Below are 17,638 nucleotides of genomic sequence, written 5' to 3'. Positions count from 1 at the left end.
CGCCGAAGGCGCCCGCAGGGCGTGGGCCATGGATGGCCCGCGTCAATGCGGAATGCAGACACCATACTCCGCATTCCGTAGCCGTTACCGCGCCTCTATTTTCCACACATTGTGGATTTTCGGATTGCGCTGAAAATCCCGGTCCAGCAGCTGCAAATTCTCTACTGAGAATTCCGCACCGATCTCCTCATCCATCTTGAAACTGCGCAAATTGTTGGAGAACACCAGGGTTCCGCCAGCGGCCAGCAAGGTCATACACTGTCGAATCAGTTTGGCGTGATCCCGCTGGATATCCAGCACACCGCGCATTTTCGCGGAATTGGAAAAACTCGGCGGGTCGAGGAATATCAAATCATAGTGGCCGCGGCGATTTTGCTGTGCCGATTCCAGCCACTGCAGACAATCGGCCTCCACCAGCTGATGCCGGTAGGGATCCAGATTGTTGCGACGGAAATTGCGCCCGCTCCAGGCCTGGTAGGTCTTGGACATATCGACACTGGTGCTCTGCGCGCAGCCTCCCAGCGCGGCCTGCACCGTCGCGCTGGCGGTATAGCAGAAGAGGTTCAGGAATTTCACACCGGCCCCGCGCTCGCGCACCTGTTCGCGCAGATAGCGGCGCACCGGGCGGTGGTCCAGAAACAGGCCGGTATCCAGGTAGCTCCAGAGGTCCACCTCCAGCTCGGCTCCGTATTCACTGACCCAGAGCGCCGCGGCCCAGGTCGGTTTCTGCAGCTGGGCCTGCTTCTGGTACTGGCCGCCGCCCTTCTGGTCCTTTTTGTGGCTGTGGCGCCGGCGCTCCTTGATGCTCACCCTGCGCTGGGGAATTTCCAATACCGACTGCACCGCGCGCACCAGGTCGCGCAGTCGCGCGCGCGCCTTGCTTTCATCGATGGTCGCCGGTGCGCGGTACTCCTGCACGTGGGCGTACAGCTCCCCGTCGACGGTCTTGTACAGATCGATGGCGGCGGCGTATTCGGGCAAATCGGCGTCATATAAACGGTAGCAATCGATCGCGTTTTTCTGCGCCCACTTGCCGATGGTCCGCAGGTTCTTGCGCAGGCGATTGGCGACCCCAACAGCTTCAGGTGAGAGGGCCTCGGGCGAGCGCCTGGCTTCCCCCTCTTCCGCCATTCCTTCCGCAGACTGCGCGCGAATATGGAACAGCAGCAACTGGCTGGGAATGGTGCCGTTGTAGAGCTGGTACTGTTTGTGCGATCGCAGGCCCGTTTCGTAACCCAACTCCGGGTTGCCGGTGAAAATGCCGGCGTGCCAGCCGGGAAACTCCCTCTTCAATTGGCGCCCCAGCTCCGCATAAGTCTCGCGCAGCGCCTCCTGCTCGCCGATGCGCTCGCCGTACGGCGGGTTGGTGAGCACCAGGCCGGGCTTGATCTCGCGATGGCTCGGCGCCTTGAAGGCCGCCACCGGGCGGCAACTGACGCGCACCTGGCGCTCCAGGCCGGCACGCGCGATATTCGCCTCCGCGGCAAACAATACCTTGGCGTCGGCGTCATAGCCGCGGATTTCCGGCAGTTCCCGCTCCAGGCCGCGGCGGCGCCGCTCCAGCGCCTCCTCGCGCAGGTCGTTCCAGATGTCACTCTGATGGCCCAGCCAGCGCTCGAAACCGAAACTCTTGCGCAGCAGGCCGGGCGCTATATCCGCGGCCATCATCGCGCCCTCGATCAGAATGGTGCCGGAACCGCACATGGGGTCGAGCAGCGCGCCGCCCTCGGCGGCAATCTGCGGCCAGCCGGCCCGCAGCAGCAGCGCCGCCGCGAGGTTCTCCTTCAGCGGCGCGATACCGATATGCGTGCGGTAACCACGCCTGTGCAGGCTGTCGCCACTGAGGTCTATGGCGATGTCCAGGCGATCGCGCTGCAAACGCAGGGCCACGGTCAGGTCCGGATTCTCCTTGTCGACCACTGGCCGCGCGCCGCTGTCGCGACGCAAGCGATCCACGATTGCGTCCTTTGCCTTTTGGGCGCCGAACTGGCTGTTGCGGATTTCCCGATTGGTACCGGAAAACTGCAGCCAGAGCCTGCCGGATGGACTGATATGCTGCTCCCAGGGCTGCGCCGCCACCGCGCGGTAGAGGTCCTCGGCGTTGCCTACACGCGCCTGCTCCAGACGCAACAGGATGCGGTTGGCCAGGCGACTCCACAGGCAGCACCGGTAGGCCAGCGCCAGGGAGCCGGAAAAGTGCACTGCCGCGGGTTGTTCGCGCAGATCATCTGCGCCGAGTTGGCGCAGCTCTTCTGACAGCAGGCTTTCCAGGCCCTTGGGACAGGTGGCAGTGAACGACAGTTCGCGGGTCAGTTGGTCGATCAAAATCTTTTACTCATATGTTAGGGCTGTAGCGCTACAGACTTCCCCTATTACCGCTGGGGCACAGAATTTTCTACTCTGCCGCAAGATAGGCAATTATGCCCTTATACCTATTCATATTCCTTCTATTAGCTGCCACGTTAATACAAATTAATTTGTTCACATAGTAATCACTCTTTGATCTACTGACGCCTGCGCTCATTTCTGCTGGCTTTGAGAAACCCGACCGATCGTCCGCCACGAAATGCGGTGACTCAGCGACTGAAACACTGCGTCGCGGTGAGCGCTTTCTTTGAATCGCCCGGCCACACGATATTCTTGCAGATATAGACGGCAACAAGAGGCAGGCGAGGCTATCTGACGGAAACATTCACTAAGCTTAGAAATGCAGGTGTAAAAAAACGTTAATCATGCGAAACCAGCGGCAAAACCGATCCAAGGGAGAGCCGCCTATGCACACATACCAAGAGGTACTGCATACGATGAAACGCCAAAAACGTAACCAGTCCGAAAGAGCCTTTTACAAAGGCTACCTGGCCGCCACTCAGAACAAAGCCATGGAAAGTTGCCCCTTTGAAAACGGCACATTGCATCAGGCTTGGGTCAATGGGTGGAGAGAAGGCAGGGAGGACTACTGGAACGGATTTGGAGGTTCTACAACGGCGCAAAAACTCGAGACCTATCGAGCTGTGACCACCGACATTCACCACCCCGACGGCTGGAGCACCGCATAACCCCATTCGGGTTCGCAGCCGCAAACTACCGCAACTCCTGAGAATCGCGCCGCGGCCTGGCTGAGCCGGCCGCGGTGTCGCAGTGACTCAGCACTTCGCCCGCCGGCGCCCTAGTGGTCCATGCGGTAAATTCGGTAACTAAAGCACACAGCCACAGGCTTCAGGGTGGCGCTGAAAAAGCGCAGGACTAGCAGCGTTAATTCAAGCTTTTTCAGCGTCGCCCTGGAGTCTGTGGCGAAGTGATCGGTTACGGAATTGACCGCATGGACCACTAGTGTACTGTTTCGCGCTTAATGGCACTTTCAGCGGGCCGCTAAGCGGCCAACTGCAAGGCGCACTTGCGCCGGCGTAGCCCGCTACGTCAAGCGAGTGCAACGCAGCAGATGGCTGCTTAACGGCCCGCCCGAAGGGAGCCCCCCAAATCGTCCACAGCGGCGTTGCCGTTCTTGTAAAGGGCGCGCCATTCCCTGCGAACGGCGCCTAACTGTGAACAATTTGGGGGGCTCTGAAAGCGCCATTAAGCGCGAAACAGTACACTAGCTCCTTCGCAACAGGGCGATGGCCTCGGCGGCCTCTTTGATCACCGCAGGGCCGCGATAAATAAATCCGGTATAGATCTGCACGGCAGTGGCGCCCGCGCGAATCTTTTCGGCCGCGCTCTCGCCATCAAAAATTCCGCCCACTCCAATAATGGGGATCTCCCCGCGCAATTCCTTTGCCAGCTGTGCGATCACTTGGGTGGACTTTTGTCGCAGCGGCTTGCCGCTCAAACCGCCCTCCTCACTGCCGTGGGGCAAGTGCGCCACGGCGGACTTGTCAATGGTGGTATTGGTGGCGATAACGCCGTCGATTTCAAACTCGCGCAGCGCCTCGGCAATTTGCCCAATCGCGTCGTCGTCGATGTCCGGGGCAATTTTCACGGCCAGGGGTACATAGCGGTCGCACGCCTGCGCCAGCTGCCGCTGCTTTTCCTTGATGGCGTCCAGCAGCCGATTCAGGCTTTCACCGAACTGCAGATCCCGCAGCCCTTTGGTATTCGGCGAGGAGACATTCGCGGTGATGTAGTCCGCATAGGGGTACACCTTTTCCATACACAGACAGTAATCGTCAGCCGCGCGCTCGACCGGGGTATCGAAGTTTTTACCCACATTGATGCCGAGTACACCACCGTAGCGGCGCCGCCTGACGCGCTGCACCAGGTAATCCACACCGAGGTTGTTGAATCCCATACGATTGATAATCGCATCGGCCTCCTCCAGGCGGAACAGGCGCGGCTGCGGATTGCCCGGCTGCGGGCGCGGCGTCACGGTGCCGACTTCGACAAAGCCAAACCCCAGTGCACCCAGGCCATTGAATGCCTGGGCATTCTTGTCGAGCCCTGCAGCCAGCCCGATGGGATTAGGCAACGTCAGCCCCATCAACTCCACCGGGTCGTCCACTACCGGCTTGTTGAACAGCGACAACAATCCCAGCCGCTCCGCCGCACCAATGGCGTCCAGCGTCAGATGGTGCGCCCGCTCAGGGTCTAGCGCGAACAGGGCCTTGCGCAGATGTGAATACATTTTTCCCCTTATTTCGGTCGTTTTCCCTTGTAGGAGCGGCGGGGCGGCCATCCGCCGTTGGCCGCGATCGATTATGCGGAATCAACCACCATCGATCGCGGCCATGGGCCGCTCCTACGGTCATTGCCGATTTACTCGGCCAGCGACTCCTGATCCGCGGTCGCGTTGGCCAGGTACATCAGCTCGCGCAACGCGACGGTAAACATGGCGAAGTCACTGACCGGCGCCGCTTTCAGTTCGGCGATCATACTGTTCCAGCGCTGAATCGCGGGCGCCATGATAGCGCTCCAGCTGGACATTGCACCATCCACATCCAGCTCCGCCTCTCCGGCAAGACGCAGGATGCTCACCGCCAGGCTGGAGAGCTGGCTGTCCAGGTCGTCCATGCTGGTCTCGCGGGCCTGGGCCTGCCAGAAACTCTCCGCGGGCAGGTCGATGATCAGGTTGCCGAACCAGTGCAGGTTCAGCACGTCGGCGAGACGGAAGTAGACACTGGCCACCTCTTCCACCGGGCGCTCGCTGGCGCGGGCGGATTCCGATATCCCGAGGGCCGAATAGAGATAGGTGGGGGACGCGGCCAACAGCGCCACTTCTTCCGGGACCTTTGCCTCCAGCAATTGCCTGAAACGGGAATCCCAGTCGCGGCGCGGCGCGCCGCTCAGTACTTCCGGCAGCGCCTTGATCACGCGCTGCACAGACTCCTGGAACAGCTCGCGGTTCAGTGCCGGTTCCAGGTCGCGGCGATTGCGGATGAACCAGCGCGTTGCGCGGCGCACGCGCCCCATCATGGAGCTCAGCAGCTCTAACTGCAACGCAGCGGGCACCTGGTAATCCAGCGACGCTATCTGTTGCAGGAACTCAGGCATCAGATACACATCGCGGGCGCTGACATACGCCGCGGCCACGGCGTCAATATCCGCCCCGGTGGCGCTGCTGATGCGGTGATAAAAGGTGATACCCATACTGTTGACCATTTCATTGGCCACCTGGGTGGAGACAATCTGGCGGCGCAGTGGATGGTCGTAGACCAGCTCGCGGTAACGCGCTACCAGCTCCGCCGGGAAGGCCGACTCAACCGCTTCCTGCACACGCGGATTGTCGATGATGCCTGCGCCGAGCAATTCCTCCTTCAGCTTCACTTTGACATAGGAAATGAGCACCGACAGCTCCGGGCGCGTCAGGTACTGCCCCTTGTTCTCGCGCTCGGTCAGCTGGTCATTGTCCGGAATGAACTCCAACGCACGCTTGAGCCGGCCCTCGCTCTCCAGCGCATTGATGGTGCGACGGAACTCATCCAGGCGCTCGGGCACCTGATATTCCGCCACGCTCAGCGCGCGGGTCTGGTCGTAGTTATTGTGCAGCACCAGCTCCGCCACCGAGTCGGTCATCTCCTCCAGCAACTGGTTGCGCTGCTTCTCGGTAAGATCCCCGTTGGCCACCACCTTGTTCAGGAGGATCTTGATATTCACCTCGTGGTCGGAGCAGTCCACGCCGCCGGCATTGTCGATAAAGTCCGTGTTACAGCGACCGCCACTGAGGGAATACTCGATACGGCCGCGCTGGGTCATGCCCAGGTTGCCGCCCTCGCCGAACACCTTTGCGCGCAGCTCGCTGCCGTCGACGCGCAGGTGGTCATTGGACTTGTCACCGACTTCCGCGTGGGATTCGCTGCTGGCCTTCACATAGGTGCCGATGCCGCCATTCCAGATCAGGTCCACCGGCGCGCGCAGCAGCGCGCTGATCAGCTCGTTCGGGTTCAGCTGGTCCGCCTCGATTGCAAAGGCAGCCTTCATTTCCGGCGTAATGGTGATCGACTTGGCGCGGCGCTCGAAGATGCCGCCGCCTTTCGAAATCAGCTTCTGTTCGTAGTCCATCCAGCTGGAGCGCGGCATCTCGAACAGGCGCTTGCGTTCCTGGAAGCTGGTGGCCGCATCGGGATTGGGATCGATAAAGATATGCAGGTGGTTGAAGGCGCCCTTCAGGCAGATATGCTCGGACAGCAGCATACCGTTGCCGAACACATCACCGGCCATGTCGCCGATGCCGATCACCGAAAAGTCCTCCTTCTGCACGTCCACGCCCATCTCGCGAAAGTGGCGCTGCACCGACACCCAGGCGCCGCGGGCGGTGATGCCCATCTTCTTGTGGTCGTAGCCCTGGCTGCCACCGGACGCGAAGGCGTCGCCGAGCCAGAAATCGTACTCCGCGGCGATGCCGTTGGCGATATCGGAGAAGGTGGCCGTGCCCTTGTCCGCGGCCACAACCAGATAGGGGTCGTCCTCGTCGCGGCGCACCACCTGTTCCGGCGGCACCACTTCGCCGTCCTTGAGGTTGTCGGTAATGTCCAGCAGGCCGCGAATAAAGGTCTGATAGCAGGCAATACCGGCCTCCATCATCGCCTCGCGACTGCCGTCCGCCGGCGGTTGGCGCACCACGAAGCCGCCCTTGGCGCCACTGGGTACGATCACCGCGTTCTTCACCGCCTGCGCCTTCACCAGGCCCAGCACTTCGGTGCGGTAGTCCTCCAGCCGATCGGACCAGCGCAGACCGCCGCGCGCGACCTTGCCACCGCGCAGGTGTACACCCTCGACCCGCGATGAATAGACGAAGATCTCGAATTCCGGGCGCGGCTCGGGGATGCCGGGGATATTGCGCGGGCTGAACTTGATGGAGATGTAGTCCTTGGGCTGGCCGTCGGCATCCGGCTGGAAGGCATTGGTGCGCAGCGTGGCCAGGATCAGTTCCAGGTAGCGACGGATCACCTGGTCCTCGTTCAGGTTGTCGACGCCGTCGAGCCCCTCGTGGATCTTCTTGATCAGTCGCTCGACGCGGGTCTGATCCTGTTTACCGCTACTGACGCGCGGATCGAACATGGCGCGGAACAGCGCGACCAGATTGCGGGTGATCTCCGTGTGGGTAGCCAGGGTCGCGGCGATATACTCCTGGCTCGCACTGAATTTGGTCTGCTTCAGGTAGCGGGCGTAGGCGCGCAACATGGCGACTTCGCGCCAGTTCAGGCGCGCCGCCAGCACCAGGCGGTTGAAGGCATCGCTCTCGGCGACATTGCTCCAGATCGCGGCGAAGGCATCCTGGAACAGGCCGCGGGACGCCTGCGCGTCCACGCGAGTCGGCAGGCCGAACTCGAGGTGGAATTCGTGCATCCACACATCGGTCTTGCCGGCCGGGCGAATCGTATAGGGGAATTCGCCGATCACGCGCAAGCCGAGGTTTTCCAGTACCGGAATCACGTCGGAAAGCGTCAGGCCGCTGCCCCAGTTGAATACCTTGAAGCGCAGACTGCCAGCGGCGGCGCCTACCGGCTGGTAGAAGCTCATCGCCACCCGGTTATTTTCGCTCAGGTCCTCAATGGCGGCGACGTCCTGTACTGCGATGCGCGGCTCGAAATCCTCGCGATAGCCGGCGGGAAAGGCGCGGCCGTAGACACTGTAGAGGCGGCTGCCCTCCTCCTCGCCGTGGCTTTCGATCAGGGATTTTTGGAATACATCTTCCCAGGAGCGGGTTATGTCCACGATTTGCGCCTCCAGTCGCGCCACGTCGATATCCACCGGCTCGCTCGGCGAAACGCGGAACACGAAATGCACGCGCGCGAGGATGGACTCAGAGAAAAAGGTAGTGAAGTCGGATTCTATGGCCTTGATGGCCTTGGTGATATGCGCGCAGATCAGTTCGCGCACACTGCTGTTGAATTGCTCCCGCGGCACATAGACGGTGGCGGTGACGAACTTGCCGAACGGGTCGCGGCGCATGAACAGGCGGATATGGGCGCGCTCGTTCATGGAGAGCACACCCATCACTGTATCGAACAGCTCCCGGGTACTGCTCTGGAACAGCTCATCGCGGGGAAAGGTATCCAGGATGCGGCGCAGCGCCTTGCCGTCGTGACTGTGCGGCGCCAGACCGCTGGACTCCATGATCGAGGCCATCTTGCGGCGGACAATCGGAATCTTGACCGGGCTCTCGGTGTACACCGGCGAGGTGTAAAGGCCCATAAAGGCCGATTCGCCGATCACTTCGCCAGCGGCGTTGTAGCGCTTGATGGTGACATAGTCCGAATAGGCGGCCCGGTGTACCCGCGACTTTACCGATGACTTGGCAAAGGTGAGGAAGTTCGGCCCCTGGTAAAAGCGCTGCTTGCCCTCGTTGAAGGCCGCTTCCGGGGTCGGCTCGGCCGGCTCCTCGAGTTTCTTGAAAATACCCAGGCGGCGATTCTCCACCTCGGAGAGAATCTTCTTGTCGCCCTGCTGGGAAAACTCGTACTCGCGGTAGCCGAGGAAAGTGAAATTGCCGTCACGCATCCACTGCAGGAAGGCGCAGGCCTCCTGCAGATTGGCGTCATCCTCGGCGTTGCCAGTCTCGCCACTGCCTCCACCCGCAAGGCCTATGTGCAGCTGGTCCTCCATGGCGCTGCAGGTATCGAGCATGGGCACATAGTCGTCCACCACCAGCTCCACATCACCGAGCACATCCTTGAGCGCCGCCGCGAGATCGGCCGCGTAGCCCGGCGAGGTATCCAGATTGATCTCGACATAGATCAGCGCCTCACTGGTGGTGCTGCCGGCCTGAGGCTCGTCCGGTGCCTCCCGGCGGGGCGGCAGCAGCTTCTGCAACTTGCCGCTCTTGCTCCGCTGCAGCTGCATGACCGTGCTCTTGATCGAGTGAATCACCGTGTCGCGGCGGTTGATCTCAATGCGCACCGAATCCACCAGGAACGGCATGTCCCGTTGCAGTACCCCCACCACCGTGTGGGAACACTCCCAGCCGTCGTCCTCCAGGCGCGGGTTGAATACCCGCACCTTGGGTTTGTCCGCCGGGCGCTGCTGGATAAAATTCCACCAGGTATAGATACAGCCGTAGACGTCGACCAGGCGGCGACCGGCCAGGTCTTCCAGCGGGTACTGATGCAGAAACTGCCGCGCGAAAGCCACCACCGGCTCGGCCTGTTCCGCCAGTTTTTCCCGAATCAGCGCGCTGATCTGCGCCACCAATTCCTCGCGGCTATCGGTAATCACCGTCGCCATATTCACGGAGAACCTCCCAAATCCTTTCTTGTAACAACCGGCTCCGGTGTCCCCAGATCCGAAAATACTGTCGTCTTATCCCCGTTCCCGTGCAGGGAGCGAAGTGAAAAATTAAAATTTCGCCGGGATCGAGTCCGGCACCAGCCTCGGCCAAACTTTGTACACATCCGGGGGTCTACGGTTGGGCGGTTGCCTCTCCACCGCGTGCCGCTAAAATCAACAGGCCGCACCCGTGGGGCGGCGACTATATATAAAAGATGATAGATATCCCCCCGGCCGGACGGGGGCGTGATAATTCGCAGAAGAAGTGACATTAATATGGCTGACGCTAACGCTATGGAAGCAAACCGGAATATCAGGGAGCACATCGTCGCGCTGGGCGATTGGCTGGGACAGCAGATCATCGGCCAGGAGACCCTGGTCAACCGCATACTGATCGCCCTGCTGGCGGACGGCCACCTGTTGGTGGAGGGAGCGCCGGGGCTGGCCAAAACCAAGGCGATCAAAACGCTGGGCGAGGCTATTGAGGGTGATTTCCATCGCGTCCAATTTACGCCGGACCTGTTGCCGGCCGATATTACCGGCACCGATATCTACCGACCGGAAACCGGAGAGTTCCATTTTCAACCCGGGCCTGTGTTCCACAACCTGGTACTGGCGGATGAGATCAACCGCGCGCCGGCCAAAGTGCAGTCCGCACTGCTGGAGGCCATGGCGGAGCGCCAGATCAGCGTCGGCCGAAAAACCTATCCGCTGCCGCAATTATTCCTGGTGATGGCGACACAGAATCCCATAGAACAGGAAGGGACTTATCCGCTGCCAGAGGCACAATTGGATAGGTTCCTCATGCAGGTGAATCTTGCCTATCCGGGTGCAGACGCGGAAGCGAAAATTTTGCGCTTGGCCAGATCCGAGGCAAGCCTTGGCGAAAATCGCCCTTCCGAAGTGATCAGCCAGGAAACCATTTTCCGCGCCCGCAGCCAGGTTCTGGAGATGCAGATGGTGGAGGCGGTAGAGACCTATATTGTCCAACTTGTCATTGCTACCCGGGAGCCGGCGAAGTATGACAGCGAGCTGGCATCCTGGCTAGATTTTGGTGCAAGCCCGCGAGCCACCATTGCACTGGATCGGTGCGCCCGCGCCCGCGCCTGGCTCGCCGGCCGCAACTTTGTCACCCCGGACGATGTGATGGACGTGGCCCCGGACATACTGCGCCACCGCCTGCTGCTCAGCTTCGAGGCCGAAGCCGCCGGCGTCACCGCCGACCAGGTGATTGCGCGGCTGCTGCAACAGGTGCCGGCGATCTGAATTCCTCCCCTCTCCCGCTTGCGGGAGAGGGGCCGGGGGAGAGGGTAAAAGAACCTTGCTCAAAGCATTGAACCATACAGAGCTGGAACTCCGCGGCGCCTATCCCGAGGTGGAGCCGCTGGTGCGGCTGCGCTATATCGCCCGCCAGTTGCAGCTGTTCAAACCGCGCCTGGCCCGCAGCGACCAGGCCGGCGGCCTGCTCACCCGCTACCGCGGCCGCGGCATGAATTTCGAAGAGGTGCGCGACTACCAGGCCGGCGACGACGTGCGCACCATCGACTGGCGCGTAACCGCACGCACCGGCACCACCCATACCAAGCTGTACCAGGAGGAGCGGGAGAGACCGGTGGTCGTCCTGCTCGACCTGCGCTCGCCGATGTTTTTCGGCAGCCACCTGGCCTTCAAGTCCGTCGCCGCCAGCGGCATTGCCGCGGCGCTGGGCTGGGCGGGCCTGCAACACAGCGACCGCATCGGCGCCCTGTTGTTTGGCGACCGCGACATAGACACGGTGCGCCCGCGCCGCAGCCACCACGCGGTGCTGTCGATGATTCACGGCATGGTCGCGCGCGCCGGCGAACTGCAAAGCCCCATCGCCGAGCCGGGCAGCCAGTCACTCAAGACCCTGCTCGAAGAGGCGCGCCGCATCGCGCGCCCCGGCAGTGCCCTGTTCCTGATCAGCGACTGTCACGACCTGGACGAAAGCTGCGCCCAGCCACTGTACCTGCTGACGCGCCACGCGGACCTGCAGGTGATCCGCATCACCGATCCGCTGGAGCGGCAGCTGCCGGCGCAATCCCTGACCATTTCCGACGGCCGCCAGCGCACGTTTCTGAACGCCGGCAGCCGCCCCCTGCGCGAATACTTTGCCGACAAGCAGGCCCAGGCGCGCGCCGACGTCGAACAGCTCTGCCGGAAGCACCGGTTGCCACTGCTGGATTTCGACAATACCCAACCGCTGGTGCCGGCGCTGCTGTCCTTCTACAGCGCGCGCCAGCCGGCCAACGGGAGGCACGCCCAGTGAGGATCGACACACCCGCTGGTTGCGCCGCCCGCAGCACTCCGCCCCGCCGCTGCGCACGGCGCTCCCCATGTAGGAGCGGCCCATGGCCGCGATCGCAAGCAGCCACAACCGCCCTCTCTATTTGGTGCGCACGGCGCACCCTACGGAGCGCCACTTCTTGTAGGAGCGGCCCACGGCCGCGATCGATCGCCGCCGCACCCCGGGGGCCAGCAACGTGAGAGGACTCCCACTGCAGCAGGCACAACCCGCACCGCCGCTTTCCCCCGAAGCGCAGGAACTGCTGGCCCAACTGCACGACATTCACGAACCGGCACCGGTCGGCTGGTGGCCGCCGGCCCCGGGCTGGTGGTTGCTGGCGCTACTGTTACTGGCCTGCCTCGCCGGCATCTATTTATGGCTGCGGGCCAGGCGCCGGCAGCGGCTGCACAACCGCTATCGCGCCGAGGGAGTCCGCTTGCTGCAGTCTGTCGACACCGGGAACCGGATGGCGCCCCAGCAGATCAACGAACTCCTGAAACGGGTCGCGGTAACCACTTATGGCCGCGGCGCCTGCGGCAACCTGACCGGCCGCGCCTGGCTCGATTTCCTGCAGGGCAGCGCCCCCTGCGAGTGCCCGGACGCGGCGCAAAGAGTTCTGCTGGATCACCTCTACCGCGCCGACACCCTCGACAAAGCCGGCAACGAGGCGTTTCGCGACTATGCAATACTTTGGGTGCAGCAGCACCGCGAGCGTCAACCCGAACTTCTGTCGCAGGCAACCGCGGAGGCCGCCGGTGTTTGAGTTCGCCTGGCCCTGGGCCTTCGCACTTTTGCCACTGCCGTTGCTGGCCCGCTATTTCCTGCCGCGCTCGCGCCCCCTGAGCAGCGCGCTGAAGGTGCCCTTTTATGCCGAGCTGTCCCAGCGTGGCAGCGGCGACCAGGGCAATCTGCTCAACCTGTTGCTGCTGACATTGATCTGGCTGCTGCTGGTCGGCGCCGCCGCGCGCCCGCAGTGGTACGGCGAGCCGATTACCCAGACCAGCAGCGCGCGGGACCTGCTCGTCGCGGTGGATATCTCCGGCAGTATGGAGACGCCGGATATGCTGCTCGGCGGCCGCCCGGCCATGCGCATCGACGCGGTGAAACAGGTGGTCGGGGATTTCGTCGAGCGCCGCGAGGGAGACCGACTCGGCCTGGTGCTGTTCGGCACCCGCGCCTATCTGCAGGCACCGCTGACCTACGACCGCGAAACCGTAGGCACCCTGTTGCGCGAAGCGCAGATCGGCTTCGCCGGCCAGGGCACCGCCATCGGCGACGCGATCGGCCTTTCGGTAAAACGCCTGACCCAGCGCCCGGCCGAGCAGCGCGTGTTGATCCTGCTCACCGACGGCGCCAACACCGCCGGAGAAGTATCCCCGCTCAAGGCCGCCGAGCTGGCGCAGCAGGCCGGCGTCACCGTCTACACCATCGGCGTCGGCGCCGAGGAAATGGTGCAGCCGGGGCTGCTCGGCAGCCGCTTCGGCAGCCGGCGCATCAACCCGTCCCGCGACCTGGACAGCGAGACGCTGCAGGCCATCGCCGACAAGACCGGCGGGCAGTTTTTCCGCGCCCACAACCCGCAGGAGCTGGCGCGGATTTACGCCGAGCTGGACCAGTTGGAGCCGGTGGAACAGGAAGCCGAGAGCTACCGGCCACTGAAGTCACTGTATATCTGGCCGCTGGGCGCCGCCCTGCTGCTGGCCCTGCTCTGGGCCGCAGTGCCACTGCTGGCCAACGCCGGCAGCGCCGAGCCCGGGAGCGCCCGCCGCCAGCTCGGCAAAGCGGGCCACAGGCCCGCCCCTGGGAACGCCGAGGTCCAGCTCGGCAAAGCGGGCCGCAGGCCCGCCCACAGGAGCCAAACACCGTGAACCTGTTCGCCGACCTCCACCAATTCCACTTCCTGCGCCCGCACTTCCTGTGGCTGCTGATCCCCGCCGCCCTGCTCTGCTGGGGCCTGGCCCGCACGATTCTCAACAGCGGCCAGCTGCAGAAAATCGTCGACGCCGAACTGCTGCCCTACCTGCTGCTGCGCGGCGGCGCCAGGCGCCCGTGGCTCTTTTCACTGATCTTCGCCCTGCTCGCCGGCACCATCGTCGCCCTGGCCGGCCCGACCTGGCGCAAACTGCCGACACCGGTGTTCAGCAGCCAGGACGCACTGGTGATTCTGCTGGATCTATCACCGTCGATGATGGCCACCGACCTGTCGCCCAACCGGCTCACCCGCGCGCGGCTGAAGATCCTCGATATATTGCGCCAGCGCCAGGACGGCCTCACCGCGCTGGTCGCCTACGGCGGTGAAGCCCATGTGGTGACGCCACTGACCGAAGACACCGCCACCATCGCCAATCTGGTACCGGCGCTGTCGCCGTCGATCATACCGGTGCCGGGCAGCAATATCGAAATGGCGGTGGAAACCGCTATACGCCTGCTGAAAGACGGGGCCGCCGGGCGCGGCCAACTATTGGCGGTGACCGACGGCATCGACGAAATGGCACTCGATGCCGTCGCCAAGCTGGTGGCCGACGCCCAGGTAGAGCTGAATATTCTCGCCGTCGGCAGCGGCGAAGGCAGCCCCATTCCCCGCGGCGATGGCGGCGGCTTTATCACCGACGACAACGGCGCCATCATCATCGCCAATTTCGACGCGCGGGAACTGGCGCGCCTGGCGCGCGGCAGCGGCGGCCGCTTCGCCCGGATCAGCGTCGACGACAGCGACATCGCCAAACTGCTGCCCGATGACGAGACGCCGGAGCAGGCGCAGCTCACCGAGCGGGAGTTCGATCAGTGGCGAGAGGAAGGCCCCTGGCTGGTTCTGCTGCTGCTGCCACTCGCCGCCCTGCTGTTCCGCCGCGGCGCTCTCGCCTGCCTGCCCCTACCCCTCTCCTTGGGGGCCCTGCTGCTCCTGCCGCCGCAGCAGAGCCAGGCTTTCGAGTGGCAAGATCTCTGGCAACGCGAGGATCAGCAGGCCGAGCAGCTGTTGCAGCAAGGCGAGGCCGCACAGGCCGCTGAGACCTTTAAGGACCCGCAGTGGCGCGGCACCGCCAATTACCGCGCCGGCAACTACCCCGCGGCGGAAAAGGATTTCTCTGTCGGTGGCGATGCCGAAGCGCTCTACAATCTCGGCAACAGCCTGACCCAACAGGGCCTCTACAACGAAGCCATCGCCACTTACGACGAAGCCCTGGAAAGGCAGCCGCAATTCCCCGATGCCGAACACAACCGCGAGATCGCAAAAAAACTGCGGGACCTGCAGAAACAACAGCAGCAACAGCAGTCGCAGCAGGACCAGCAACAGTCCGGTCAGCAACAACAGCAGTCCGGCGACAGCCAGCAGCAGAGCCAGGACCAGCAGCAGCAACAGAGCCAGCAGGATGCCGGCTCACAGCAGCAGTCCGACGCCGGGGACCAGCAGCCCTCGGAGCAGCAGGCCCAGAATGGCGATCAGCAGGAAAAGGAACAGGATCAGCAGCAACCGGACCGACCTCAACAAGGCGAGGATCAGCGGCAACAGGGCGAGCAACAGCAGGCCGGCGCCGAGGACAGCCCGCTGGACCCGGAAACCCAGCAGGCCCTCGACCAGTGGCTGCGCCAGATACCCGACGACCCCGCCGGCCTGATGCGGGAGAAATTCAAGTACGAAAGCCTGCAGCGCCGCCGCGCCTACCGCAGCGGCGAATGGCAGCCCCCGGAAAATGGAGCCACGCAGAGATGGTAAGGAAGGAATGCGGAATGATGCATGATGCATGCGGAATGGACCGCGCGCTCTACGCTGTCCCGCCTGCGGGAGAGGAGTCGGGGGAGCGGACCCCTGGGAACGCCGAGCTCCAGCTCGGCAAGCCGGGCCGCAGGCCCGCCGTAGGAGCGGCGGGGCGGCAATCCGCCCATGGCCGCGATAGATCCATCTACACCCACTGGACCATCGCGCTCCTGCAGGCACTTATACTCCTACTATTCACCAACGTCGCCCACGCCAGCGACCTGACCGCCACCGTAGACCGCAATAAAATCGGCATAGACGAAACCCTGAACCTGCGCCTGCGCTACTCCGGCGACGAATCCGGCGGCCAGCCGGACTTCGAGCTGCTGGAACAGGACTTCGACATCCTCTCCCGCCAGCAGTCCAACCAGTACCGGGTCATCAACGGCCGCGCCGAGAGCTTTGTCGAATGGACCCTGTCCCTGGCCCCCAAGCGCGAGGGCAACCTGTTCGTACCCTCCCTGCACTACAAGGGGCAGGTATCCGACGCAATTCCGATAATCGTGAGCGAAGCCGGTACCGGGCCAGACTCCGGTGACCGCCAGGCCTTCCTGGAAGTGGAGCTGGACAAGGAAAAGATCTACGTGCAGGAACAACTGCTGGTTAAGGTCCGCCTTTACACCACCATCGGCCTGCACGATATCGCCACAGAGCCATTGCAGATTCCCGGCGCGCATGTGGAGAAAGTCGATGAACAGCGTTACGAGCGGCGCATCGATGGCGTAGGCCACGCCGTGTATGAACTCACCTATGCAGTCTTTCCGGAAAGTTCCGGCGAGCTGACTATTCCGCAACTAAACTACGTCGCCGTCGCCGGCCGTCGCGACCCCTTTTCGCTGTTCAACCGCAACAGCCAGCGCCTACGCCTGCGTTCCGAGGCCAAGACCATTGAGGTGCGGCCCAAGCCCGATAAGTACAGCGGCAGTCACTGGCTCCCCGCGGACAGTCTCGGCATAGTGCAAAGCTGGAGCCAGGATCCGCAAGAGTTTAGGGTCGGGGAACCCATTACTCGTATCATCACGCTGCGCGCCGAAGGGCTGCGCGCCGCCCAACTGCCCCCGTTACCCAAACTCAACGTCGAAGGCCTGAAAACCTACCCCGACCAACCCCAACAGGATGACCAGGTAGACCAAAGCGGTATCACGGGCAGCCGTATAGAAACCACCGCCATTGTCGCCACTAAGCCCGGTGAGTACCAGCTGCCGCCGATCACCGTCACCTGGTGGGATACCAAAACTGATCGCCAGCGTGCCACTCAGCTGCCGGCTTTCCGCTTTACCGTCAGCGGTGCAGCTGCGACCACAACGGGGCAGCAGCCCGGCGAACCCATCCCAGAGCTCAAGCCGGGCGCCTCTCTGGTTATGGAGCAAAGCCCCTTCTGGCGAAACCTGGCCATAGCCGCCCTCGCCTCACACTTGCTGTGGCTGCTGTATTTCTTTTATCTACGCAATCGCAGCAGTATCCGAAGTACAAAAATTGAGCAGCGACAGCCTAACGCCGAACAGCAGGCCCGTGTGCTCGAAAGTATTGTAGAAAGCGGCGATGCATCTCAGATACAACAGGCCGTCTTAAGCTGGCTGCACGTCCGATGGCCTCAGGTGACGGGACACACGGTTAGCGAGGCCAATCGTCAACTGGACTTCGAAGAGTTGGATAAACTACAGGTGTTATTAGATACGGCACTCTACCTGGTGCCACCGAGACCACTGAATCGGCAGCAAGTTCAAATACTAGTCCACAGGCTGCTAAAGAAAGAGATAGAACCGTCCTCGTTACAGCAGACAAATTCATTACCTAATCTGTTTTCCTGATCCCTACCAAGTGTAGTGGTCTACTAATCCCGGACACCAATTTAGGTGGTAAGGTTGCCACCTGAG

At 62.6% G+C, this 17,638-nt stretch carries 10 protein-coding genes; 7 read left to right on the top strand and 3 right to left on the bottom strand.

Translation table 11 applies throughout. The features are described 5' to 3' along the window. Nucleotides 1-84 precede the first annotated feature (84 nt). Nucleotides 85-2,325, bottom strand: a complete 2,241-nt coding sequence (gene rlmKL, locus RRF64_RS01485; protein ID WP_323844052.1) for a bifunctional 23S rRNA (guanine(2069)-N(7))-methyltransferase RlmK/23S rRNA (guanine(2445)-N(2))-methyltransferase RlmL — start codon at nucleotides 2,323-2,325, stop codon at nucleotides 85-87. Between the two features lie 449 nt (nucleotides 2,326-2,774). Between rlmKL and rmf the strand changes: the two genes are divergently transcribed. Beyond that, complete coding sequence (gene rmf / locus RRF64_RS01480; protein ID WP_422732601.1) at nucleotides 2,775-3,056, top strand: ribosome modulation factor; 282 nt, start codon at nucleotides 2,775-2,777, stop codon at nucleotides 3,054-3,056. Between the two features lie 536 nt (nucleotides 3,057-3,592). On the opposite strand, the gene RRF64_RS01475 is transcribed toward rmf, so the two are convergent. Together RRF64_RS01475 and RRF64_RS01470 are read right to left on the bottom strand one after the other, a co-directional pair. Then, nucleotides 3,593-4,618 carry a quinone-dependent dihydroorotate dehydrogenase gene (locus tag RRF64_RS01475; protein ID WP_323844051.1) on the bottom strand — a complete coding sequence of 342 codons (1,026 nt, stop codon included), beginning with the start codon at nucleotides 4,616-4,618 and terminating at the stop codon, nucleotides 3,593-3,595. A gap of 131 nt (nucleotides 4,619-4,749) precedes the next feature. Then, the gene (locus tag RRF64_RS01470; protein WP_323845576.1) at nucleotides 4,750-9,657 is read right to left on the bottom strand and encodes an NAD-glutamate dehydrogenase; all 4,908 of its coding nucleotides are present in this window, start codon (nucleotides 9,655-9,657) and stop codon (nucleotides 4,750-4,752) included. A 318-nt stretch (nucleotides 9,658-9,975) separates the two neighbouring features. Here RRF64_RS01470 and RRF64_RS01465 point away from each other — a divergent pair, with 318 nt between their 5' ends. The 6 genes from RRF64_RS01465 to RRF64_RS01440 all read left to right on the top strand — a co-directional run bounded on the left by RRF64_RS01465 (nucleotide 9,976) and on the right by RRF64_RS01440 (nucleotide 17,572). After that, complete coding sequence (locus RRF64_RS01465) at nucleotides 9,976-10,965, top strand: AAA family ATPase (protein ID WP_422732600.1); 990 nt, start codon at nucleotides 9,976-9,978, stop codon at nucleotides 10,963-10,965. A 55-nt stretch (nucleotides 10,966-11,020) separates the two neighbouring features. Further along, complete coding sequence (locus RRF64_RS01460) at nucleotides 11,021-11,986, top strand: DUF58 domain-containing protein (RefSeq protein WP_323844050.1); 966 nt, start codon at nucleotides 11,021-11,023, stop codon at nucleotides 11,984-11,986. 214 nt (nucleotides 11,987-12,200) lie between these two features. Beyond that, nucleotides 12,201-12,767 (top strand): DUF4381 domain-containing protein, encoded by a 567-nt coding sequence (locus RRF64_RS01455; protein WP_323844049.1) that lies wholly within the window; start codon nucleotides 12,201-12,203, stop codon nucleotides 12,765-12,767. Beyond that, nucleotides 12,760-13,872 carry a vWA domain-containing protein gene (locus tag RRF64_RS01450; protein ID WP_323844048.1) on the top strand — a complete coding sequence of 371 codons (1,113 nt, stop codon included), beginning with the start codon at nucleotides 12,760-12,762 and terminating at the stop codon, nucleotides 13,870-13,872. Before RRF64_RS01455 ends, RRF64_RS01450 begins: the two co-directional genes overlap by 8 nt. Next, nucleotides 13,869-15,719: a VWA domain-containing protein gene (locus tag RRF64_RS01445; protein ID WP_323844047.1), complete on the top strand. Its 1,851-nt coding sequence runs from the start codon at nucleotides 13,869-13,871 to the stop codon at nucleotides 15,717-15,719. The genes RRF64_RS01450 and RRF64_RS01445 overlap by 4 nt, the downstream gene beginning before the upstream one ends. Nucleotides 15,720-15,733: 14 nt before the next feature. Beyond that, the gene (locus tag RRF64_RS01440; RefSeq protein ID WP_323844046.1) at nucleotides 15,734-17,572 is read left to right on the top strand and encodes a BatD family protein; all 1,839 of its coding nucleotides are present in this window, start codon (nucleotides 15,734-15,736) and stop codon (nucleotides 17,570-17,572) included. The last annotated feature ends 66 nt before the right edge of the window (nucleotides 17,573-17,638 follow it).

This window comes from Microbulbifer magnicolonia (assembly GCF_035117725.1).
Lineage (GTDB): Bacteria > Pseudomonadota > Gammaproteobacteria > Pseudomonadales > Cellvibrionaceae > Microbulbifer > Microbulbifer magnicolonia.
Note: the sequence above shows the minus strand (reverse complement) of the source record. Positions and strands in the feature narration are given on the sequence as shown.

Excerpts from the sequence above, each read along its gene's own strand:
- rmf (WP_422732601.1), top strand. The coding sequence starts at position 2,775 with ATGCACACATACCAAGAGGTACTGCATACGATGAAACGCCAAAAACGT.
- RRF64_RS01475 (WP_323844051.1), bottom strand. The coding sequence starts at position 4,618 with ATGTATTCACATCTGCGCAAGGCCCTGTTCGCGCTAGACCCTGAGCGG.
- RRF64_RS01470 (WP_323845576.1), bottom strand. The coding sequence starts at position 9,657 with ATGGCGACGGTGATTACCGATAGCCGCGAGGAATTGGTGGCGCAGATC.
- RRF64_RS01465 (WP_422732600.1), top strand. The coding sequence starts at position 9,976 with ATGGCTGACGCTAACGCTATGGAAGCAAACCGGAATATCAGGGAGCAC.
- RRF64_RS01440 (WP_323844046.1), top strand. The coding sequence starts at position 15,734 with ATGATGCATGATGCATGCGGAATGGACCGCGCGCTCTACGCTGTCCCG.